At 42.4% G+C, this 21,388-nt stretch carries 20 protein-coding genes; 12 read left to right on the top strand and 8 right to left on the bottom strand.

The features are described 5' to 3' along the window. Window positions 1–198 precede the first annotated feature (198 nt). From BM176_RS05580 to BM176_RS05570, 3 genes are all read left to right on the top strand, one after another. Window positions 199–765, top strand: a complete 567-nt coding sequence (locus BM176_RS05580; protein WP_090100426.1) for a hypothetical protein — start codon at window positions 199–201, stop codon at window positions 763–765. A 199-nt stretch (window positions 766–964) separates the two neighbouring features. Beyond that, on the top strand, window positions 965–1,543 hold the full coding sequence (locus BM176_RS05575) for a Crp/Fnr family transcriptional regulator (RefSeq protein WP_090100425.1): 579 nt from the start codon (window positions 965–967) through the stop codon (window positions 1,541–1,543). A 50-nt stretch (window positions 1,544–1,593) separates the two neighbouring features. Beyond that, window positions 1,594–2,106: a DinB family protein gene (locus BM176_RS05570; RefSeq protein ID WP_090100423.1), complete on the top strand. Its 513-nt coding sequence runs from the start codon at window positions 1,594–1,596 to the stop codon at window positions 2,104–2,106. A 166-nt stretch (window positions 2,107–2,272) separates the two neighbouring features. Here BM176_RS05570 and BM176_RS05565 read toward each other — a convergent pair whose 3' ends face one another. Further along, window positions 2,273–4,618 carry an ABC transporter permease gene (locus tag BM176_RS05565; protein WP_090100421.1) on the bottom strand — a complete coding sequence of 782 codons (2,346 nt, stop codon included), beginning with the start codon at window positions 4,616–4,618 and terminating at the stop codon, window positions 2,273–2,275. A 410-nt stretch (window positions 4,619–5,028) separates the two neighbouring features. Between BM176_RS05565 and BM176_RS05560 the strand changes: the two genes are divergently transcribed. From BM176_RS05560 to BM176_RS05525, 8 genes are all read left to right on the top strand, one after another. Next, entirely contained in the window at window positions 5,029–5,622 is a 594-nt protein-coding gene (locus BM176_RS05560; protein ID WP_177230306.1) for an RNA polymerase sigma factor, read from the top strand. 62 nt (window positions 5,623–5,684) lie between these two features. After that, window positions 5,685–6,818: a FecR family protein gene (locus BM176_RS05555; RefSeq protein ID WP_090100417.1), complete on the top strand. Its 1,134-nt coding sequence runs from the start codon at window positions 5,685–5,687 to the stop codon at window positions 6,816–6,818. 190 nt (window positions 6,819–7,008) lie between these two features. Then, the gene (locus BM176_RS05550) at window positions 7,009–10,476 is read left to right on the top strand and encodes a SusC/RagA family TonB-linked outer membrane protein (protein WP_177230305.1); all 3,468 of its coding nucleotides are present in this window, start codon (window positions 7,009–7,011) and stop codon (window positions 10,474–10,476) included. Window positions 10,477–10,497: 21 nt separating this feature from the next. Next, window positions 10,498–11,961, top strand: a complete 1,464-nt coding sequence (locus BM176_RS05545) for a RagB/SusD family nutrient uptake outer membrane protein (RefSeq protein WP_143097721.1) — start codon at window positions 10,498–10,500, stop codon at window positions 11,959–11,961. 91 nt (window positions 11,962–12,052) lie between these two features. Then, a complete protein-coding gene (locus tag BM176_RS05540; protein WP_090100412.1) occupies window positions 12,053–13,183 on the top strand; it encodes a TlpA family protein disulfide reductase in 1,131 nt (376 codons plus the stop codon). 710 nt (window positions 13,184–13,893) lie between these two features. Next, window positions 13,894–15,099, top strand: a complete 1,206-nt coding sequence (locus BM176_RS05535) for a dipeptidase (RefSeq protein WP_090100410.1) — start codon at window positions 13,894–13,896, stop codon at window positions 15,097–15,099. Window positions 15,100–15,294: 195 nt separating this feature from the next. Beyond that, window positions 15,295–16,107: a helix-turn-helix domain-containing protein gene (locus BM176_RS05530; protein ID WP_090100408.1), complete on the top strand. Its 813-nt coding sequence runs from the start codon at window positions 15,295–15,297 to the stop codon at window positions 16,105–16,107. A 59-nt stretch (window positions 16,108–16,166) separates the two neighbouring features. After that, complete coding sequence (locus BM176_RS05525; RefSeq protein ID WP_090100406.1) at window positions 16,167–16,853, top strand: hypothetical protein; 687 nt, start codon at window positions 16,167–16,169, stop codon at window positions 16,851–16,853. Window positions 16,854–16,936: 83 nt separating this feature from the next. Here BM176_RS05525 and BM176_RS05520 read toward each other — a convergent pair whose 3' ends face one another. The 6 genes from BM176_RS05520 to BM176_RS05495 form a co-directional block, all read right to left on the bottom strand. Continuing rightward, a complete protein-coding gene (locus BM176_RS05520; RefSeq protein WP_090101667.1) occupies window positions 16,937–17,263 on the bottom strand; it encodes a DMT family transporter in 327 nt (108 codons plus the stop codon). Window positions 17,264–17,405: 142 nt separating this feature from the next. Next, window positions 17,406–17,981, bottom strand: coding sequence for a DUF4256 domain-containing protein (locus BM176_RS05515; RefSeq protein ID WP_090100404.1), 576 nt, complete (start codon window positions 17,979–17,981; stop codon window positions 17,406–17,408). 69 nt (window positions 17,982–18,050) lie between these two features. After that, window positions 18,051–18,638 (bottom strand): YdeI/OmpD-associated family protein, encoded by a 588-nt coding sequence (locus BM176_RS05510; protein ID WP_090100402.1) that lies wholly within the window; start codon window positions 18,636–18,638, stop codon window positions 18,051–18,053. Continuing rightward, window positions 18,635–19,024, bottom strand: a complete 390-nt coding sequence (locus BM176_RS05505; protein ID WP_090100400.1) for a DoxX family protein — start codon at window positions 19,022–19,024, stop codon at window positions 18,635–18,637. Before BM176_RS05505 ends, BM176_RS05510 begins: the two co-directional genes overlap by 4 nt. A 6-nt stretch (window positions 19,025–19,030) precedes the next feature. Beyond that, window positions 19,031–19,495 (bottom strand): SRPBCC family protein, encoded by a 465-nt coding sequence (locus tag BM176_RS05500; RefSeq protein ID WP_090100398.1) that lies wholly within the window; start codon window positions 19,493–19,495, stop codon window positions 19,031–19,033. Window position 19,496: 1 nt separating this feature from the next. After that, window positions 19,497–19,817, bottom strand: coding sequence for an ArsR/SmtB family transcription factor (locus BM176_RS05495; protein ID WP_090100396.1), 321 nt, complete (start codon window positions 19,815–19,817; stop codon window positions 19,497–19,499). A 184-nt stretch (window positions 19,818–20,001) separates the two neighbouring features. Between BM176_RS05495 and BM176_RS05490 the strand changes: the two genes are divergently transcribed. Next, window positions 20,002–20,811 (top strand): MOSC domain-containing protein, encoded by an 810-nt coding sequence (locus BM176_RS05490; RefSeq protein ID WP_090100394.1) that lies wholly within the window; start codon window positions 20,002–20,004, stop codon window positions 20,809–20,811. Window positions 20,812–20,822: 11 nt separating this feature from the next. Here the strand turns inward: BM176_RS05490 and BM176_RS05485 are convergent, their stop codons facing one another. Then, window positions 20,823–21,386 carry a cysteine hydrolase family protein gene (locus tag BM176_RS05485; protein ID WP_090100392.1) on the bottom strand — a complete coding sequence of 188 codons (564 nt, stop codon included), beginning with the start codon at window positions 21,384–21,386 and terminating at the stop codon, window positions 20,823–20,825. Window positions 21,387–21,388: the final 2 nt, after the last annotated feature.

The raw sequence follows: 21,388 nt of genomic DNA, 5'->3' as shown, positions 1-21,388 counted from the left end.
CTAAGTGATTGGTATTAATTTGACCGCATATTCCCGATTCGATCAAAATCGTCGCAAATTTGTTCGCTTACTCCGACCGAAAAGAAAGAGGTATTAATATAATTATATTTTTTATTATATTCCTCCGCAAAGGATCTTTAACCATTTGCTTTAAACTATCAGAAATTAATTTGTATCAAATTAAATTAGCAAAATAAAATGAGGAAATATCTGTTACTGTTGTTTTGGGCTTTTACCATTAGCTTCACTAATGCCCAGGTAAAAGTGTCCGGTCAAAAAACAACCTCAGTCAGGTTGATACAAGCGGTAAAAATAAATGGTTTTAGTTACCAGGTGTGTACAAAAAATATAAAGGAAGATATTATTGAAACCCCTGTGCCACAAGAAAATCCAAATGCTCCTCAGGTAGTTACCGCACCAGAATATTTGATGGATTATGATCATGATGCAACCGGTGAGGAGTATGTCCTTTACCGTGTGAATAGCAAAGGCAAAAGAACATTGGAAATTACCTTTCCCAAAATAATAAAAAATGGAGCGCATAAAATAACTACTGAAGGTGGATATGTAATAAATAGTAATCACCTGGTGGTTACTTTTAAAAGGTTCGATTATCATTTCCCTTCTGAAATGACAACCGTTTACAGCGTGGACAAATACGGAAGAGTGTCATTTGTAAATCGCAATGAAAAAGCGCTGGACACCGATAGCTTTAGTGAAGATTACATCAAAAAGGCAAAAGATAATACCATAAAGTCAAATTGAGTTGTTGAAAGAGATCTTTTACATCAATCTGTTACCAATAAGGACTCTTTGAGAATTGCTAATGACACTTAGTGGGAGAGAATAAATGAATAAACTTCCTTTATATGTATGATTAGAGTCTTATGTGCGTCAATTGGGATGCAGTTAACCAGGTGTTCGCCGGTATTGTTGAACTTAATTATTGCCTACTTTTACAGATATGGTAATCATCGAAAGTCTGATGCTTTTTTTTGACATCATGAAGGAGGATGCAGAGGCTTTTTTATCGCATTTCCGGAAAGTAGAGTTACAGAAAAATGATGTTTTCATTGAACGGGGAAGGGTATGCCATACCATTGGTTTAATTGAAACGGGATTGATGAAATGTGTTTTCGATAGAGATGGCGTAGATATCGTCTTTGAGTTCGCATTTGAAAATAGTTTTATCTCCGACTATTATAGTTATGTGACCCGGGCCACTTCGGACAAACAAATCATCTGCATGGAGGATACAACTGTTTATGTCATTGAGCGCACGAAGCTTGATGGACTGGGAGGGCAGTATCCCTTCGTGGAAACCATGAGTCGGAAGATGAACGAATATTTATTTGTAAAAATGCACAACAAGGTAAAGTCCTTGTTGCTGGATACGCCTTACCAGCGCTATAAACACTTAATGGAGGACCAACAGGATCTGGCGAATCGCATTCCCCAGTATTTACTGGCGTCTTACCTAAACGTCACACCTGAAACCATCAGTAGGATAAGAAAAAAGATCTCACTTGAACCTGGTTCTTGATTCAGATCAATCAGTATGCAGCAGCCGAAGGCTATTTTTGAGAAAAAAACATGCATTATCGTCAGTTGCTGCTTAGCCAAACTCAAAACGCTTATGAATGGGCGAACCGGCTCATCGATGGGATACCATTGGACCAGTGGGACCATATTCCTAATGGTATTGATTCGAATGTTACCTGGCAGGCAGGTCACCTGTTAGTTAGTTATTACTATCATTCAATTATGGTCATTGCAGGTCACCAGATGGACGTATTACGGGAGGTTCCTCTAAAAGAATATAGCGAACTATTTACGAAAGGAACACCGGTGAATGCCGTCGGAAAGACGTCAGCTGCAATGCTTCGACAGCACTTCGCGATCATAGAGAAAAAGTCAATAGGTATCATCGAAACGCTTTCGGCGGAACAAATGAGGGCGCCGCTGGAGCCTGTTATGCCTCGACACCCCATAGCCCACAGTAAACTGGAAGCGATTGACTGGAATATCAAACATACCATGTGGCATTGCGGACAGCTGGCAATGCTCAAAAGGAGCATAAACGGCCGGCTTGAATTTGCGATATAAATAAGACTTTGTGTACATAGGAAGCGTCGACAACCTTTTAATGGAAGTTTGTTAAGCGTTATATGTTGTTGAGGATATTGCTGCACTGATCGGGTTTATACTCCAGTATGCTCAAATTATTTCTTCGGTATTTGAGTGGTGAGCTTTAATCAAGTAATTTAATTTCTCACTCCGCTTGCAGGAATTTAACCGGGTTGGCAAGAGCGGTTTTAATACCATGGAAGCTGACAGTTATGATGGCCACCAAAATCGTAGATACACCTGCCAGCACAAACATCCACCAAGATAATTCAATATGATAATCCATGGTGTGCAACAGTTTTTGCATAACCCATCCTGCGAGCGGTGCAGTGAGTATAAATGCCACCAACACCGGTTTCAGGAAATCTTTGCATAGGAGGAACCAAAGCTTACCAATATCGGCGCCTAACACTTTACGGATGCTTACTTCCTTGCTACGCCGTTCCGCCAGGAAAGCGGATAAGCCGAAAAGCCCCATGCAGGAAATGAAAATGGCCATCCCCCCGAATGTATTTGCCATATACCCGATAGAGCGGATAACGTTGAACCTTTTCTGATATTCTTCCTTTGTAAAATTAAACTCAAATGGATAACCAGGATTGATCTTCTTAACTACCCGCTCAATTTTTGACAGGCATTCCTGCCAGTTTTCATTATTCTCGATGCGTACAAAAAAATGGTCCAGGCTACCTGTGTTCAGGTAAATGATCATGGGCCTGGGAGTGCCTGTAGGGTCGTTATACACAAAATCCTGTACCACGCCGATCACTGCATTATTGTTTAGTTTCATACCTGCAACAGGCATTTTGAGATGCATGCTTTTTACAGCCGCCTCGTTGATCAGACAGGTGAAGCTATCAGCCCCATATGCCCGGCTGAAATCGCGGCCTTCCACCATTTTCAGTCCAACCGTTTTTACCCAGTCATATTGCACATTGGCGATAGTGAACACCAAATCCTGGTCCGCCGTTTTTCCAGGCCATTCCACGCCATTCATGCCTCCTCCGAACCGTACCAGGTTATCGCCCCCCGCAGATACACTTTTAACGCCAGGAAGCTGCAACAGTTCATTCTTAAGCAGATCAAATTTATCCTTCATGCCGCCTCTTGCGGGTATTTCAATCAGATTCTCCGGATTATAACCCAAAGGCCTGCGCTCCACATAATGCAGTTGCCGGAAAATAACTATAGTCGTAATAACCAGGAAAATGGAGATCACGAACTGGAAGGTTACCAGCCCTTTCCGTAACAAGCGGCCTCCCTCTCCTGCAGGCAGGAGATTTTTCAGCACTTTTACCGGTTCAAAACGACTCAGGTAAAACGCCGGGTAACTGCCAGCCAGCAGCCCGGTAACCAGCCACAATCCCAGTACTAACCCGCATATACGCCAGTTCAGCAAATCAGGCTTGAAATCCCTGCCGGCCATACGCATAAAGCCGGGCAGCGCCAGTTGCGCCAGTACAACACCCAGCAGGAGCGCCAGAAATGAAAGCAACAGGGCTTCGCTCAGAAATTGTAATATGATCCGTTTGCGATTAGCTCCCATAGCTTTTCGTATACCTACTTCGCGCGCACGTTGTTGCGACCTTGCAGTAGAAAGGTTCATAAAGTTGATACAGGCTATCAGCAAAACAAATACGCCAATACAGCCCAGCAGCATCATGATGTCAATAATACCGCCGCTGGGTTTACCGTTGCTGAACTGACCATGTAAATGCAGGTCAGCGAAAGGATAGGCAAACAGAATATTATTCTTTTCATCCTGCTTTTGCAGAAACAGATTTTTCAATTTCGTATTGAGTACATCCAAACGGGTGTTGGGCTGTGTTTGTATCCATGTCTGCAGGTGGTTATCATCCCATTTGCTCAGTCTGGGGCTACCCGGCTCAAAAAGCAGGAAGGGAAGCACCACATCAAACCGACTGGTACTGTTCAGCGGCACATCCCTTATCACGGCCGCTACTTTTAGCGTAAGGAGATTGTTAAACACCAGCATTTTACCGATGGCATTTTCTCCGTTAAACAGTTTTTTAGCCGTACGTTCGGTGATCACTATCGCATCCGGTTCCCGCAATACCGCCAAAGGGTTACCCTCCAAGGCCGGAAAGCTCATAATGTTAAAAAAATCCGGTTCGGCATACATACAATCTTCATAGGTGCTTTTGTCACCATTTCTTACCAGTTGATCGCCTGCGAATGCCACACGGGCGGCATATTTTACTTCCGGTATTTCGGCACGCAGGCTTGCTGCCAGTGGGCCGGGCGTTGCTGTGCCGGTTTTAGTTTCTTCACTCAGGTACTGGGTCCGCATCAACAGGTAAGTATCTTTCAGGTGGACGTGGAATTTATCATAGCTGCCTTCATCCAAAACTACCAGCAGGATGATAATGCCTGTGGCAAACCCGACAGACAGTCCGCAGATATTGATGAAGGAAGAAACCTTGTTTTTGAGAAGGTTCCTCCAGGCCATTTTGAAGTAGCTTTTGATCATAGTTATACCACTTGTGTAGTGCAGATATTCCAAAAAGATGCCAGCATTACAAAATATTAATAATCAACCAACTGTGATTCAAAAATGCCCTTTATCTGCTCAGTTCCGTACAATTGCTGTCCATAATTGAACATATTATCCATGAATTTTAGCGCAAAGACGCTCCGGATCGAATGATTACGTGTAAGCGGCATGTAATGATATTGCAAAATGGATTGCAGCAAACAAAAAGTGAAATTAGCTCATGTTGTCAAATTGGGAATGGAGCCCAATATCATCCAATGAAGTCTATTATAGTTAATTTAATAAAGATCATTAGAAATTGATATAGCTCATATTGTTGCATTCTAATTAGTAGACTATATTGGCGAGTTCTCGGAAATTATCCTAGATTGCGATTCATATACAACGTGTCAGTCAATCAAACATATAACGAAAAAGAACTATTATCGAGAATAGCAGAAGGCGATGGGCAAGCATTTGCTATCATATTCGACCAATATTACCCGTTACTCTACACATACGTCAATCGCATTGTCCAATCAGCCCCGGAAACCGAAAGCATTTTACAGGATATTTTTATGAAGATCTGGCAGGGACGCGAGACTTTACAATATGTAGAGCGATTCAGTCCTTATCTCTGGGTGATGACCCGTCACCATGCCCTCAATGCCATGCGCAATCTAGCGCGCCGCAGTGCATTGTTAGATGATTTTGCCAAGCAAGTCCCGACCGTTGAAACGGAGGAAACCAGGGAATGGCATCTTTCCCTTATAGACCAGGCGATTGCCCAATTGCCGGAACATTGTCGCCAGGTATGGACAATGAACCGAATCGGCAAAATGAAACAGGCGGAAATAGCGATAGAGTTAGGCATTGCACTGCCAACGGTCAAAAAATACATGCAGCAGGCGATCAACCTAATTACACAGTACGTAAAAAATCGTTCTTCACTGGGTCTGGCTGTGACCCTTTTACTTTCTCTCTTTTTTGAAAAAAAATAGGTTTCGCATATACTTTTTGAAAACTCAGGTGTCATTTATATGTACAGGTTAATTTATTCCACATGAATGAGCAGCTGACTGAATTATTTAAGCTTTATTTCGAAGGTACTGCCACTGAGACTGAGCGCCAGGAGTTAATGGCGTTGGTGATGGAATCGGACGATGTGCTGCTGGAATCGGTTATGCGTCAACGTTGGGAAGCACTGCAGGGAACGGCGGTTCAGACGCCCAGTGGCGCCCATGTGTTGGCGGCTATTCTTGATAAACAGGTACGGATGAGACCTGTAAGGCAACGCTGGTATTGGGCTGCCGCTGCAGCGGTATTGTTTCTCGTGAGTATTGGCAGCTATTTTCAGTTAAAGAATCAGAAGGAAATTGCAGGCGTTGCAAAAAAAGAAAAGGTAACACCGGGTTACGAACGTGCTACCCTTACCCTGGATGATGGTTCTACGGTACAATTGGATAGTGCGGGTAATCGCACGCTGCAACAAGGCGGTTCTCTAGTACGGCAGCAAGGTGGACAACTGGTATATGTGGCTTCGGCGGCTAAGGATGCGATGACATATAATACGTTGCGTACCCCCCGTGGCGGACAATTTAAAGTCACCCTGCCGGATGGTACCAGGGTTTGGTTAAACGCAGCCAGCTCTATCCGGTACCCAACTACTTTCCTGGGGCAGGAGCGCCGGGTGGAAATGAGTGGGGAAGCCTATTTCGAGGTGGCAAAGAATGAGGAAAAACCATTTAAAGTAAGTGCAAATGGTAAGGCTGAGGTAAAAGTACTGGGTACTCATTTTAACATAAACGCCTATCCGGATGAAGGCATTATTAAAACCACCTTACTGGAAGGCGTCGTATCGATGTCGAACCCGACAAATCAACCTGTATTACTCAAGCCAGGCCAGCAAGCGGCGGCCGGACAAGCAGATATTAAAATCGTAAACGATGCCAACATCGACCAGGTAATGGCCTGGAGGTACGGACTATTTAATTTTGACCGGTCTAATCTGGAATCGGTCATGAATGAGCTGAGTCGCTGGTACGACGTAGATGTGCGTTATGAGGGACAAGTTTCATCGCGAACTTTCAGAGGAAAAATCAAGCGCGATCTCAGCCTGGCACAGGTACTGGAGGCGCTCCAGGAAGTGAATATTAAATTTAGAATAGAGGGAAAAACAATAGTAGTATATAATTAACAATCAAAAACCAACCGTTTAAAAAAGCAAAAAGCCGGAATGCGTCAACATACCCGGCTACAATTTGGCAATAGTCAAGTCTGGATAGATCCTGTTATTTACCAAACCAACCAAAATTATGCAAAAAAATGCGAAAAGCGTGCAGGCCCGCAGCTCTGGGCCTGGTTGTCTCTACCAAACATTGCGAGTTATGAGGATTACATTCATTTTAATGCTTATTGCCTCACTGTATGTTAGTGCAAACGTAACAGCGCAGAGCAAAGTGTCTATGTCAGTTAAAGACGAAGACCTATCAAAAGTATTGGCGCTTGTAGAAAAACAAACCGGGTATGTTTTCTTCTTTGATGAAAAACTGCTGTCTATTGCCAAACCAGTGACAATTACAGCCAGAGACTTACCATTATTGAAGTTTCTCGACCTGCTCTTTCAGCAGCAACCATTAAAGTATAGTCTAAGAAACACCTCCGTCACGCTTTCAATTAAGGCACCAGTGACTCCCCGCAATGATCTGGTTTTGCAGGAAAATAATATTGACAATACCCTGGTGATAATAAAAGGGATTATTGCGGGGGCCGATGGTAAAATGCTACCGGGCGTATCAGTAAGATTGAAACCATCAACGATAGGCACAACTACCAATGAAGATGGAATATTTGTATTGCAGAATGTACCACCAGGTACTTATACGCTGGAAATATCCAGTATCGGGTATTCCACGATCAGTAGAAAACTGATCGTAACAGATAAACCATTTGAACTCGCTTTCACGCTCCAGCAGGAAGCGATCGAGCAGAAAGAAGTAGTCATCTCCACCGGTTACGGGGTTAAGAAGCCCGGAGAGTTGACTGGGGCAGTACAGAAAATATCAGGAGATGAAATCAGAAGAGGCATCACCTCTTCCGATCCCGCATCTTTACTCAAAGGAAGGGCAGCGGGTCTGTATATTTCGGAACAGAATGCTGCCGACCCCACCAGCAGCGGCGGACAAATATTTGTAAGAGGGCAGAGCAGTATAGCGGGCGTTGGTGTAGATCAGATCAATGAGTTTGTAGTACCTGCACTCAACTATGGGCCACTTATTGTTTTGGATGGAGTAATCATGCCCAATCAAAACCTGAAAGAGCTGGTTACGCCACAGGAAATCCAGGACATCATTATACTGAAAGACGCTGCAGCTACCGCCATCTATGGATCCAGAGCAGCAGCGGGCGTATTAGTGGTCACCACTAAAAGAGGGAGTAACGCAAAAACAAGAATAAACGCCGATGTGAAATATGGTATTAATCAGCCTAACCAGGGTCGTATAAAGTACTTGAACGGGGAAGAGCTTTTTGACTTACAAAAACGATTCTATACCGAAGATTATTCGCAGAACAACGCCAGCTTATCCTCCATGTTCCCCACGTTGGATAATTACCTGGCATATCGCCTGCCAACACAAGAGCAGGTAAATAATTCTTACGACTGGGCGAAATACGCTTTTATAACCAGCCATACCACAGAAGTAAACCTGTCTGCCAGCGGAGGAAATGATCGCACCAGGTACTATATGGGTGGTTCGTACTACAATGAGCAAGCTACCGGCGTCCTTAATAGTCTGATCAGAAAAACTTTCCGCCTGAACCTCGAAAGTCGTTTAACAGACAAGGTTACAGCCACAATATCTATTAATGGCATTATGAATGATGGTCGCCGGGACCAGGGTAATACCGTTGATAACATTCAATCCCTTATTCCATGGGCAAACCCTTATGCCGCAAATGGGGCGGTTAGCCAGGCACTTAACTTTAAAATGGGAGGAATGCAGCAGATCGTTGACAATCCCCTGTTCAGCAGGCAGTATAATTTTTCAAAACGGCAGTCGCAATTGTTTTTCGGGTCTTTTAAGTTAGACTATAAAATTACCGATTGGTTGAACATTTCCAGTACTAACTCTGGTAATCTTAACTACAACAAAAATACCCAATATACAGATGTAAGAACTTATAACGGGGGCAGTTCCTTTTTTGCCCCACAAGGATTTTTGGGAACCATCACCGACAATCTTATGTCTTATCTCACATCCAACCAGCTGACCTTTAACAAAAATGTAGGTAAACATATGTTCCGCGCTTTGGCCGGTATGGAATTCGGACAAACCACTGTTGAGGACATGCTTGTAAATGTAAACCATGTGCGTGCCGGTTACCCCGTTATTTCGCTTGGGAGGGAAATCGGTGGCGCGGCGGATTTATCGATCTTCGGTATCCCGACTACCAAAGCGGGTAATATCGAGGGTGGAAAGGATATAAAGGCCATTTACTCCTGGTTTGGCGAAGCAGGATATACCTATAAAGGCCGGTACAGCTTAAGCGCTTCAGTACGTAGGGATGCATCCAGCAGCTTTGGCCGTGATAACCGCTATGGTACTTTTTATTCCGGAGGTGGTGCCTGGATCGCCAGCAACGAAGAATTCCTCCAGCATGTAAAATGGATCAGTTATTTAAAACTACGGGCCAACTATGGAACCAGTGGCTCTCAACTTGGCGACAACTTTCTCACAAGAACGTTGTACGATCCAAGATATACGTACAGCGGAGCCGGAGCGGCCACGATTTCGGTATTAGGTAATCCGAATCTCAGATGGGAAGTAACCAAATCATGGAATGCAGGTGTTGACATGGAGTTCTTTAAACGTTTTACAGCTGCGGTGGACGTTTACAAACGTCGATCTCAAGACCTGTTACAGAAGGTGTTATTGCCAGCTTTGTCAGGTTTTCCAACACAATGGCAGAATGCGGCTACAGTGGAAAACAAAGGGATAGAAATAGTGCTGAATTCTCAGAATATAAACAAGTCCAATTTCTCCTGGAGTACTTCTTTCAACATCAGCTTTAACAGGAATAAGATTGTTAAGGTGGCCAATGATTCATTAAGACAGGGATACTTCCCTCAGAACAGTTATTATCTTTTTAAAGGAGATGATATCAATGCTTTAAAAGCTGTTAAGTACGCCGGCGTAGACCCACAGTCAGGAAAGCCGAGATTTGAAAAGCTGATCTTCGACGATAAGGGAAATAAAATCGGTGTGGAATATGTAAATACAATTGCTGAAGTAGATGCAGCTTCAGACAACAGGCAGTTTCAAACAATCGGTTCTTCCCAGCCAAGGTTCTATGGTGGCATCACCAACAACTTTACCTACAAGCAATTTTCGTTGAGCGTTTTAATCACTTTTGCATTGAAATATACGATCATCGATAACTATACTGCGTCTTTCCAGGTATCCAATCTTGATCGGTATAACCAGCTGGCCTACACTAAAAACCAGATTCCCTGGACAACACCCGGGCAGACCAACGCTACCGAGCCGGAACTTTATTACCAGGTAACTACGGACTATTTCGGATCAAGCAAATATATGTACGATGCCAGTAATGCCTCGCTTCGTAATGTTCGGTTAAGTTATGATTTACCGCAGTCGTTAATCAACCGTATGAAGTTATCAAACTTCACGGTGTATGCCAGTGGCGATAATTTGTATACACTCTACAATAAACATATAGTTACCTCCGGTCCTGAAGGACCTTCTGTGGGTGAAGCGCAGAACTTTGGCAATGCAGCCGGCCCATTAAGCATCCCACGACGGTATGTATTTGGACTACAGCTAACATTTTAATTGAATGCTAAAAGTATTAATATGAAAAATTACGCTATCATATTTTTAATTACTGTCGCCACAATGGGCTGCGATAAAAAGATCGATGAAATCAGCCCGCTGATTAAAATTGATAAGGATGGGGAATTGTCCTCTGCCGCCGGGATTGTAGAAACCACAGTAGGCAATTATTCCTTGTTGCGCGAAAATTCCAATGCGTCTTACGATGAACCATTGGTAAACTTATCCGAAAGCCGTGGTAACAATGTAACCTTGCGCACCTTCGGGCCTGCAGAAAAAAGGACGGATGGGTTCTTCTATCAAAACAGTAACAGTCCCACGCTCGGTTTCAGCAACGACTTTTATCGTGGCTCATACCAGTTAATTGTAAGCATTAATATTACATTAGAGGGGATCGCTGATTTCGAAAAAACAAGTTTCGCCTCCTCTCCCGAAGCCGACCAGAATAATGTGTTGTATGCGAAAGGCGAAAATCATTTCCTGAGGGCGCTTACTTATTTTAACCTGATCAGATTATACGGCAAGCCTTACTATCAGAATGCTGCAAACAGTTCCGGTGTTGCGTTAAAAAAGACAAGTGATTTAAAGGAGATACCTGCACCATCTACTGTTAAGGAAGTGTATGATTATATCACAGAAGAATTGAAAATAGCAGCGCAATTGATGAAAACCCCCGTGGTAAAAACAAACAGCTTTGCCAGCAAAGAAGCCGCATGGGCATTGTTATCAAGGGTGTATTTGTATATGGGCGGTAACATAGACAATCCGGACGCTATTTATAACCAGGCAGCCGTAACCTATGCAGACAGTGCATTGACTCAAAATGGAGGGAAATTAGCATTGCTGCAGGGGAACGACTATAAAAACCTGTTTGCCGATGATCAGGATGGATCTATTGGCCGCGCTAAATTCGCCTCTAATAAAGAGATCATCTTTGCCTTTGACAACATGACAGGCAATACCCGGATCGGGATTCTCTACAACTATGATCCGACGATTGGATTGGGCGGGGTTTTTATGCCCTCGTCAGACCTTAAACAATTGCTCGCTGCACAGGATATCCGCAGTAGTTTTTTTAGGGTTAATCCTGCAACGGGACTTACCGAGACCACTAAATTACTGGTCTTGCTTAACATGCTCCTCACCCGCGCTCCAAACATCTTTTTACGTACCGGCGAATTGTATCTGAACAGAGCTGAAGCTTATGCCAAAATGAAAAATTACGCTATGGCCAGGGCCGACCTCAGCGCAATCCACACACGTGCAGGACTGCCCGAATCGGATATCACCAACATCGCTGATCAGGATCTGCTTGCTGCTATTCTCACGGAAAGGCATATGGAGCTTGCCTTTGAAGGACATGCCGGATATGATTATTTCCGCAACGGATTACCAATGATCCGGAAGGCTGCCGACAACAATGGGAAAGAGTTGATCATTCAACCTGATGATCCCAAAGTGGTGTTGACCGTCCCGAACTTCTAAGGGACATTATTTACAGTAAACATTTTTTTATAGAAGCTCACGGCTTCTACATAATATCTTTTTGCATTTCAAATTTCAAAATCCAACAAAAATGAGTTACAGTCTGAAGATTTCGAGAACCTTGGGTCTGACCTTTCTTTCCATCCTTTGTTTTATGCTTGTTTCATTGGGGCAGGAAAGGGCAAAATTATTTGTGGGCGACAAAGCACCTGAACTTCGCTACGGAAAATGGCTAAAAGGATCACCTATTAAGCAGTATGAGAAGGGACGTCTTTACCTTTTCGAGTTCTGGGCTACCTGGTGTGGACCATGTATTGCATCTATGCCCCATCTTTCAGAATTTGCCAGGGAACGTAAACAGGACGCGACCGTCATTGCTGTGAATATCTGGGAAAAAACCGGTGACAAACCTTACGAATCTTCACTTCCCAAAGTAAGTAAATTTGTAAAAGGTATGGGCAACAAAATGGACTTCAATGTTATCACTGACAGTAAAGACCAGTTTATGGGAAAGGAATGGATGGAGGCTGCCGGGCAAGATGGTATTCCCTGTTCATTTATGGTGAAGGATGGCATCATTTTGTGGATGGGTCATCCAATTGAGCTGGATTCGGTGGTAAAGGTGGTGATGTCCGGAAATTACGACGTTGCAGCTACCAAAAAGAAGTTACAGGAAAAAACTGAACAGGCAGATTCCGCAATGGTACCCTTCCAAAACCTATATAAAGCTTACGAAAAAGCTATTGCTGACAAGCAATTTGCTAGGGCTTATCAGCTCCTTGATTCAGGTATCGCTGTCATGCCTAACTTTGCCGGAACATTCGGTTTTTTTAAGTTCAATACTATGATCGAATATGGAAGTGAAGATACAGCAATGGCTTTTGTAAGACCGTGGCAAGCTACCAAGCCTGGATATGTAGGTTCTACAGCAGCAGTTATTGCCAGGAAAAAGGGCTTGAAGAAATCAACTTACGAATATGCTTTAGAGTTATTGAATGCACAACTGGAAGTGCCCCAGATGCCACCATCTATAGTTTATGAAGAAATGGCCGGCGCATATGCAAATATGAATGATTACAAAAGCGCTGTGCAATACGAGGAAAAGGCAATTACAACTGCCAGACAGCTACTGAAGGAAGGTAAATTCGCTGGTTTCATTATGGAAGATACCATTAAAGAATCTGAGAAGAAACTTGCCGGTTATAAAAAGGAATTGAAGTAAAATAACAGGATACTACGGTTTAATGTAATACCAACTATTTAGGCCTCCCCACTCGGAGGCCTAAATAGTTGGTGCAACGTGTCGACGGCAAGATCATACTTAATGTGGTATAAATGAAATTGTATTGCCTGATAATTACAAATATAAATTGAATAAGAAGGCGTATTATTTTATACTAAATTAAAACTGCTATGTAATCGGACAATTAACATCCATGTTAACTCCAAATTTTCCAATTTTGACAACTTCTTTTGTCGTTTTCGGACAGGTATCTTGACACTTTAAGAATTGCTATTATTGAGTTTAACTCAAAAAACGGATGGCCATTTACTAGCATTCATAAGTCTACAATGCTTACACAAAAAGAATTGCTTCGACATCAAACATTTAGGTTTTCCATTCATCATTGACAACCTATAATCGATTTCTTCTTCAGCCAAATGAGATCAACTACCACAAAGGCGCTGCGAAAATGGAATTTTTAAAGACGTATAAAATATATACAACAGCATCTCTTATTCCACAGATAAATTGTTCCGTACCTTCATCTCCATTTATCATAATTCAATATTAGATTAGGTTTTAATCCTCTTATTTTGTCAGCGGAGGTTGAAAGTATCTCTATTACAATTTGACATTGACTATTTGTATTAATAATAATCAGTAGGTGGGTAATCGGATCCTACCGGCAGTTAACTTAATTGGAAATTATGATGAAATCTCAATCTGCATGGTCCCGACGGGAGTTCCTTACCGCTGTAACCGGGACAAGTGCTGCGATGATGCTTAACCCTCTGGCTGGGTGGGCTATTAACGAAGTTGATCCACGTGTGGCTGCTATCGTAGCTGCCACGATGGGCATCGACACGCACAATCATATTGACGTTCCCCTTACTCAAGCAGAGGTACCCGGCCCAACCATCGACCTGGCTGGTGAGATGAAGCGGTCGGGTTTATCGGCCATCTGCATGACATTCGCCGTCGACTATCAAAAATTACAAAAAACTGGAGATGCCTATGACCGGTTCTTGAATGGGTTGACTTCAATGGACAAGCAGCTGGCTCAAAATAATATGAAGCGCTCCTTGAACCTGGCAGATCTCCGCACTGCCCATAAGAACCATCAGCCGACCGTCATCCAATCGGTTGAGGGAGCTCATTTTCTTGAAGGACATTTGGAGCGGCTCGCAGAGGCCTACAATCGGGGCTTGCGACACCTCGGACTGCTCCATGACAACGATGCATCTGTGCCATTAGGCGACGTTTTCACTAACCCTCCAAATTTTGGCGGACTAACTGCATTCGGGGCTGACGTCATCAAAGAATGTAACCGACTAGGCATTCTCGTCGACTTATCGCACGCTAGTGCAGATACTGTGGCCGCTGCGCTCAAAGTGGCGACCCGTCCGGTACTCGTCTCTCATACCGGACTCGATTCCCGGTTGGGTCAGAATCCGTTCATGGCCAACATGATGCGGCCAAGACTTATCAGCAAGGAACATGCCCAGGTCGTAGCCGACACTGGTGGTGTGATTGGCGTATGGACACACCTTGCAGATTCTCCATTGGAGTATGCCCAGAATATTCGTGCCCTTGTTGACGTTATCGGAATTGACCATGTCTGCATCGGTACTGATACCAAGTTGACTCCCTCTGGCCCCCGACCTGGTGGTGATCCTGGCAAACGCCATGACGATCCCCCTGGCGATAATCACAAGGATGGTCCGGGAAGTGGTAAAAATCAAGGCCGGGTTGGCGAGCGCACGAATGAAGCCTGGAAGGACCAGAAAGTAGGATTCTATTACGCCGTAGTCGATGCGATGTTAAAAACGGGCTTCACCGGGGAGGAAATTGGTAAGGTAGGCGGCGGCAACTTCTGCCGCGTGTTCGATGCAGCCACGAAAGGTCATCACTAATGTTCGATTGTGGTATTTATTGCCACAATATTGGAAGATTATCATTATTCATCAGGCATTCCGGTGCTGGTGGCTGGGCTATTTTCTGCCTGGTGCATTCTATTGAAACCGCATTGCCAGGAAACTTATTATCTCTGCGTACTAAATTGTTTTTTACATTGTGGTATATTTATTTGCCTTAAATAGTTGTGGTAAATGATAACACTACAAACCTATATTCCTCAAAAAATAAGACAGTTAGTTAAATCGTTTTGGTTTCTTGAGGTGAATACCAAAGATCATTTCTATGAGGAGGATATCATTCCTGACGGGCATCACGAAATTATCTTCCATGTTAACAATGGATCAGCTCAAAGGAAATTGCACAACGATACATGGGTGAATGAGCCTCATACATTCATTGCAGCACAAACAGTAAATAGCTATCAACTCAGGCTGTTACCTGGTTCCAGATTATATGGCATCAGGTTTTATCCGCATACATTGTATACATTGACCCGCGTTCCTTTAGCGGCTTTAACCAATCAATCATATGCGCTGAGCGACGTAGTGAGCAATTTACAGCTGAGCAATTGTATCGCTGATAATCCGCAACAAACCTTTCTGAATTTTGAACAACTACTGTTTCAGAAGATTTCTGATTTATCCTCTGATTATCCCGGCTATGGCTATATACAGGCGTCCATGGGTGCTATTTTACATCAAAATGGATTAGTCACTATAGATGAATTGATAAGAAAGACAGGTATCTCTGGTAAATACCTGGATGTTTTGTTTGATAAGTACATTGGCGTGGGGCCGAAAATGATGACTCGTATCATACAATTAAATCATTTTATAGTTTACAGAACAACTCACCCTCAGAAAACACTTACTGAATGCGCCTACGAAGCGGGTTACTATGATCAGGCACATCTGATAAAGTCATTCCGTTCTCTAACCAATCAAGCTCCGGGAAACTATTTCAGGAACAGGGGATATATCAACGATCATTTTACAGGTTTATAACCAGTTCAGTTTTTTACAATTTTTTCTGATTTCCCCCAGGTAGCTTTGACAATAAAAAGATGAAGTTATTAATAGGTGTATTACTGCTGATTAGCAGTAATATGATGGCACAGCAACATATTGCCCAATTTGCGGTTTGGAAACCGAAACCCGGTTTAGAAAAGAAATTTGAAAATGGTTATAAGCAGCACCTATTATGGCATAAAAACAGTGGAGATACCTGGAACTGGTATGGATGGTATGTGGTGTCAGGACCACAGGATGGTTGCTTTATAGATGCAACATTTGGACATAAATGGGAGGATTTTGATAAACCTGTTAGTCCGGCTGAGGATGGAGCAGACAATGAATTGCATACAGTTCCCTTTGGCGATTTTCTATGGAGATATAAAGTTGAAAAGTTGCCTCATTTAAGCACTCCGGATAGTTCAGTATTAAACGCAAAGCTGCTAAGATTGATTTCCCTTTCGGTTAGTGAACTACCCGCTGCATTAAAGCTAATGGAAAAACTTAAAGACAGAGAGATGGATAGCATCCTTGGGTTTCAAATTTACAAAATGGTAGACGGTGGTGATCTTAATCAGTTGATCATATTAATAGGGTGTAACAGCTTTAAAGAATTTGGAAAAACTGCACATTTTCAGGAGGAAATTGCTGCCCTGGAAATAGCATCGGAAGTTAAGGTAATAAATAGTATACGTTCAGAAACCTTGTTGTATAAACCAGAGATGAGCTTGTTGCCATAATATGAGCCCTGGCTAGCTTCCAGGCTGTAATGGCTTATTTTGTCAATTTTGCTTCGATATGCCAGGAAGTTAGCCAGGCTGCATTAGTGTGATACAGCTTTCAGTCCAACGATAGAACTTATTAATGCTACTATAAAGAATAACCTCCAGAAATGAGCAGGTTCGTTAAAAATAAAGATACCCATCAAGGCAGTCCCTACTGCGCCAATGCCGGTCCATACAGCGTAGGCTGTTCCCAGGGGCAGGGATTGTGTGGCTTTCATTAGTAAAAGCATACTGGCCACTAATGAGAACAGGAAAGCGCCGTACCATAAATACATGGCCATGCCTATCGATTCTTTTGCTTTTCCGAGGCTGGAGGTAAAAGCTACCTCAAATAAGCCAGCGATGATTAAAATGATCCAGTTCATAATGTTTGATTTTATGACAGCAAGTTCGCACATTGTAAGAAGTGAAAATTTTACAAATGATAAAAACTAAACCATCTATTTCAATTCAGTCCTGATCCTGCTCAAACTAACCTGCATCATACCTTCGCTGTCTACGCAAATTTTAGACCCTTAGCGAGCCACGGAATCCCCTGGCGGCATAGTAAGACTCCGCACCGTTGTGATACAAGAAAACATGGTCGTAACGGCGATCACAAAAGAAGGCTCCGCCGAGTTCTCTAATATTAGTAGGAGTTTGTACCCAGCTCGACGTTTTCGTATCGAAATCTCCAAGTTCCTGCAATTCCCGATATTGTTCTTCCGTTAAAATTTTAATGCCCATGGCGGCTGCCATATCAATAGCGTTATTTTTCGGTTTATGTTCTTTCCTGGACTCCAGAGCCTCAATGTCGTAACAAACACTTCTGCGGCCTTTAGGACTTTCCGCTGAACAATCGTAAAAAATGTATTCGCCCGTCTTTTTATCATGACCAACAACATCTGGTTCACCACCGGTTGCTTCCATTTCATAGAGTGACCATAGCTTCTCAGTATTAGCTTCCAGCTTTGCTTCTACATTAGCCCATTTAAGATCTTTATGGAGGTTCATGTTTTTCTCAAAACGGACTTTCAATGTCCTGAGCAGTTCTTCACGTTGTTCCAGTGACAACTCCTTTTTATTGCTTTTAGATTTGTTCATACTTTTATATTATTTCTGTTGAATAGAATGTTAAACATTTTATTGCCTATCTGCAGGCCTGAAATACTACTAATCATTTAGTCCCTTTCCTTCGAGAATTTGCTGCATGCTTTTTTCAATCCTCGAGTCCCGGGTTTTGGATTGTTTGGGTGCAGAAAAATAAAGAATGTATCCCCTTTGCCGTCCTGGTGTCAATGCTTCAAAAGCAGTTCTCAAGGCAGGGGTTTTATCCAATTCCTTTTGAAATTCTTCAGGAATTTCGAATTCAGCGGTCTTTTTAAAATTCACTTCCAAACCGGATTTTTCCACTTCAATAGCTTCATAAATATAGGCTTTGAGGATGGATTTCATCTTCACTATTTCCTGAATACCGGTGAACCGGATCTGGCGCGCCGCCTGCACATTTTCCGTTTGTTGAATTAGAATACCATTGGGATCATTTAGTAAGGTACCTTTGAAAAACAAAAGTGCACAGTATTCTTTAAACACATGTATTAAAACTATGTTACTGTTCTGAAATGTGTAACAAGGAACTCTCCATTTCAATTCTTCTGTCAGCCCACAATCAAGAACGACCATTCTCAATTGCTCCAGTTCTTCCTGCCACTTTTCGGCTTTACTAAAATAAAAATCAACCTTGGGATTCATTTTATTCATTTATTAGAATTAACTGAAATGATTTTTCTGTCCGCAGGTCTGAAATACCAGGATACGATGGTCAGGGTTAGTAATAGTAATGAGGGGAATATTTCCTTCACTGGATCACCAAATGCGATATGTGAAAATATCGCTCCCGACATGGCAAAGAAAAAGCCTGCATAAGCCCATTCCTTTAGTAAAGGAAATTTAGGAATAAGAGATGCTACAACTCCCAGAATTTTCCAAATGCCCAGTATTGTCAGAAAATAGATAGGATAGCCTAGACGTGTAATAGAATCTACTTCTGTTTTCACTTTGAATAACTGTACTCCTCCAGTTGATATCATTCCTAATGCAAGCCAGAGAGTAGAAATCCAATAGATAATTTTATTTCTCTTTGTCATGGTATGTTATTTTAATTTGTTTACTATTTGTTGTAATCGGTTATGTGCCATGTTTATGCCTGGAGCAAAACCCATTTGCATCATTTGGTCTCTGAGTGCGACTGATCTATATACTATATGCATATTGAGTTTGCTGGTGTCGTCAGTGAGTTTTTCAAATTCCAGGAACTCAAGCTGTGCGCAAAAAGGCGTATTCTCCATTTCGAATGTCCGTGTGATTCTCTGGTTCGGGCTAAACTCGTGGATTGTCCCACTGAACCCGTGTTTGTTTCCTTTAGGATCAGTTGTTTCAAATTGGTAACTGCCGTGCTTTTTATTTTCAAGCTTCAGCACTTTCGTTCCCATCCATTGCTCAACAATGTCGGACTCTACGTACGCTTTAAAAAGTAATTCCAATGGCAAATCAAATTCCCTTGTTATCACTAATTCCTGTTTTCCGTCTTCGGCATTAATTTTTGTTTTTTGCTCCATATTATTTGCTTTTATATTTTTTCATTATTGCTTCTAATTTATTGAACCGGTCGTCCCACATTTGGCGGAATGGCTCAATGAAGTCGGCTACCTCTTTCATTTTTTTTGCATTTATATTATAATAAATCTCTCTGCCGTTTTGCTCTTGTTTAAGTAATTCGCACTCGGTGAGTATTTGCAGGTGTTTTGAAACTGTCGGTCTGGCAGTGTCAAAGTTTGCAGCTATTGCACCTGCTGTCATGGATTGTGAGGCTACCAATAGGAGTATAGCCCTCCTTGTCGGGTCTGCTATGGCTTGAAATACATCTCGTCTTAAATTCATTGTGTAGCTATTTGACTACAAATATAAGTGTAGTTATTTAACTACACAAATTTTTCTGAATCCAGCCAGCCATTTATACCGGTAATTATCTTGTTGTTTGATTTCCACACATTCCAATTCCTTTAGAAGTAGAAGCAGCTCGTTATTGAAGGATCGCTTTTTACTATTTCGTACCTTAGCGCCTATGCTTACAGTTAGCGAATTATATATTTATCCTGTTAAATCATTAGGTGGAATCGCATTGCCTGCGGCTTCTCTTACCGATCGCGGTTTTGAATACGACAGAAGATGGATGCTGATAGATGAAAACAACCGTTTCCTCTCACAACGCGAAGTCCCTGCTATGGCTTGTTTAGAGGTAAGCCTGCATAAGGATGGCTTGTTGATTATAAATATCAGTAAATCAGATTTTTTTTACCGGATTCCCTTTCAACCTTTCCATACAGAAACAATTAGGGTTACTGTATGGAACGACAGCTGCATCGCGCAATGCGTAAGTGCTGAAGCGGATGCCTGGTTTAGTGAACAACTGGATATTTCCTGCCGGCTGGTTTATATGCCGGATAGTAGCCTGCGACAAGTAGATGAGTTTTATGCACACAATAAAGAAATCACCAGTTTTTCTGATGGATATCCTTTATTGATTATCGGTCAGGCTTCACTTGATGATCTGAACAGCAGATTATCTTCCCCTTTACTGATGGACCGCTTCAGGCCCAATATTGTATTTACCGGAGGAATTCCATTTCAGGAGGACGACATGAAACAATTTAGTATTGGCGATATACAATTTTTTGGTGTTAAGCCCTGCGCTCGCTGTACTATTACTACCATTGATCAGCAATCCGGTATAAAAGGAAAAGAACCTTTGAAAACACTTAGTACTTACCGTGCTAAAAACAATAAAATTTATTTCGGCCAAAATCTGTTGTTTCAAGGTGCAGGAACTATTCGCATTGGCGATACCATTACCATTCGAGATAACATATCTTAGCCTGGAAAATCTTATTTATTGCACCATTCTTCCAAAGTAAGTACAGATGCCTGAAATGGAAAGACTTTATTAGTAAGAACATTGTGTACTTCTATATCTCTATCGGTACAGCAGTCTGATAATACAGTAATACGATAATCTTTATCGGCAGCTTCACGCAAAGTTGATAATACAACTCCGCTGGTTGCAACGCCGGTAAGAACGAGGTCCTGAATACCTTGCGCCCGAAGAACAACTTCAAGATCACTTCCTGTAAATGCACTAAGACGACGTTTGGTAATGATGATTTCGCCTGGTATTGGAGCGACAGTATCATCAATGTTCATCAAATCACCTATGCTTTTATTTGCAGACCTTTCTTTGCTTGCTGAAAAAACTTTATTATTCATGCTAACTTCAGGCATTCCTGGTCGAAAACCGACCACTACAAAAAGAACAGGTATGTTTTGGGAGCGGGCATATGCAATGGCTTCTGCCACTTTACCAGCGATTTCATTGTAATCCGGAAGACTACGAATAACTGCTAATTGCATATCCATTACAAGGAGGGCAGTGTTGTGATTGTTTGAGTCCATTT

Origin of the sequence: Chitinophaga sp. CF118 (assembly GCF_900112615.1) — a bacterium.
GTDB lineage: Bacteria > Bacteroidota > Bacteroidia > Chitinophagales > Chitinophagaceae > Chitinophaga.
The sequence above is the reverse complement of the archived record's forward strand: the minus strand, read 5'-3'. Positions and strand labels throughout refer to the sequence as shown.

Bases quoted from the DNA above. Each gene is read 5' to 3' on its own strand.
- BM176_RS05495 (WP_090100396.1), bottom strand. From the start codon at position 19,817: ATGAATTTAAGACGAGATGTATTTCAAGCCATAGCAGACCCGACAAGG.
- BM176_RS05530 (WP_090100408.1), top strand. From the start codon at position 15,295: ATGATAACACTACAAACCTATATTCCTCAAAAAATAAGACAGTTAGTT.
- BM176_RS05580 (WP_090100426.1), top strand. From the start codon at position 199: ATGAGGAAATATCTGTTACTGTTGTTTTGGGCTTTTACCATTAGCTTC.
- BM176_RS05515 (WP_090100404.1), bottom strand. From the start codon at position 17,981: ATGAACAAATCTAAAAGCAATAAAAAGGAGTTGTCACTGGAACAACGT.
- BM176_RS05500 (WP_090100398.1), bottom strand. From the start codon at position 19,495: ATGGAGCAAAAAACAAAAATTAATGCCGAAGACGGAAAACAGGAATTA.
- BM176_RS05575 (WP_090100425.1), top strand. From the start codon at position 965: ATGGTAATCATCGAAAGTCTGATGCTTTTTTTTGACATCATGAAGGAG.
- BM176_RS05545 (WP_143097721.1), top strand. From the start codon at position 10,498: ATGAAAAATTACGCTATCATATTTTTAATTACTGTCGCCACAATGGGC.
- BM176_RS05535 (WP_090100410.1), top strand. From the start codon at position 13,894: ATGATGAAATCTCAATCTGCATGGTCCCGACGGGAGTTCCTTACCGCT.
- BM176_RS05565 (WP_090100421.1), bottom strand. From the start codon at position 4,618: ATGATCAAAAGCTACTTCAAAATGGCCTGGAGGAACCTTCTCAAAAAC.
- BM176_RS05550 (WP_177230305.1), top strand. From the start codon at position 7,009: ATGAGGATTACATTCATTTTAATGCTTATTGCCTCACTGTATGTTAGT.
- BM176_RS05525 (WP_090100406.1), top strand. From the start codon at position 16,167: ATGAAGTTATTAATAGGTGTATTACTGCTGATTAGCAGTAATATGATG.
- BM176_RS05490 (WP_090100394.1), top strand. From the start codon at position 20,002: ATGCTTACAGTTAGCGAATTATATATTTATCCTGTTAAATCATTAGGT.
- BM176_RS05485 (WP_090100392.1), bottom strand. From the start codon at position 21,386: ATGGACTCAAACAATCACAACACTGCCCTCCTTGTAATGGATATGCAA.
- BM176_RS05510 (WP_090100402.1), bottom strand. From the start codon at position 18,638: ATGAATAAAATGAATCCCAAGGTTGATTTTTATTTTAGTAAAGCCGAA.
- BM176_RS05555 (WP_090100417.1), top strand. From the start codon at position 5,685: ATGAATGAGCAGCTGACTGAATTATTTAAGCTTTATTTCGAAGGTACT.
- BM176_RS05520 (WP_090101667.1), bottom strand. From the start codon at position 17,263: ATGAACTGGATCATTTTAATCATCGCTGGCTTATTTGAGGTAGCTTTT.
- BM176_RS05570 (WP_090100423.1), top strand. From the start codon at position 1,594: ATGCATTATCGTCAGTTGCTGCTTAGCCAAACTCAAAACGCTTATGAA.
- BM176_RS05505 (WP_090100400.1), bottom strand. From the start codon at position 19,024: ATGACAAAGAGAAATAAAATTATCTATTGGATTTCTACTCTCTGGCTT.
- BM176_RS05540 (WP_090100412.1), top strand. From the start codon at position 12,053: ATGAGTTACAGTCTGAAGATTTCGAGAACCTTGGGTCTGACCTTTCTT.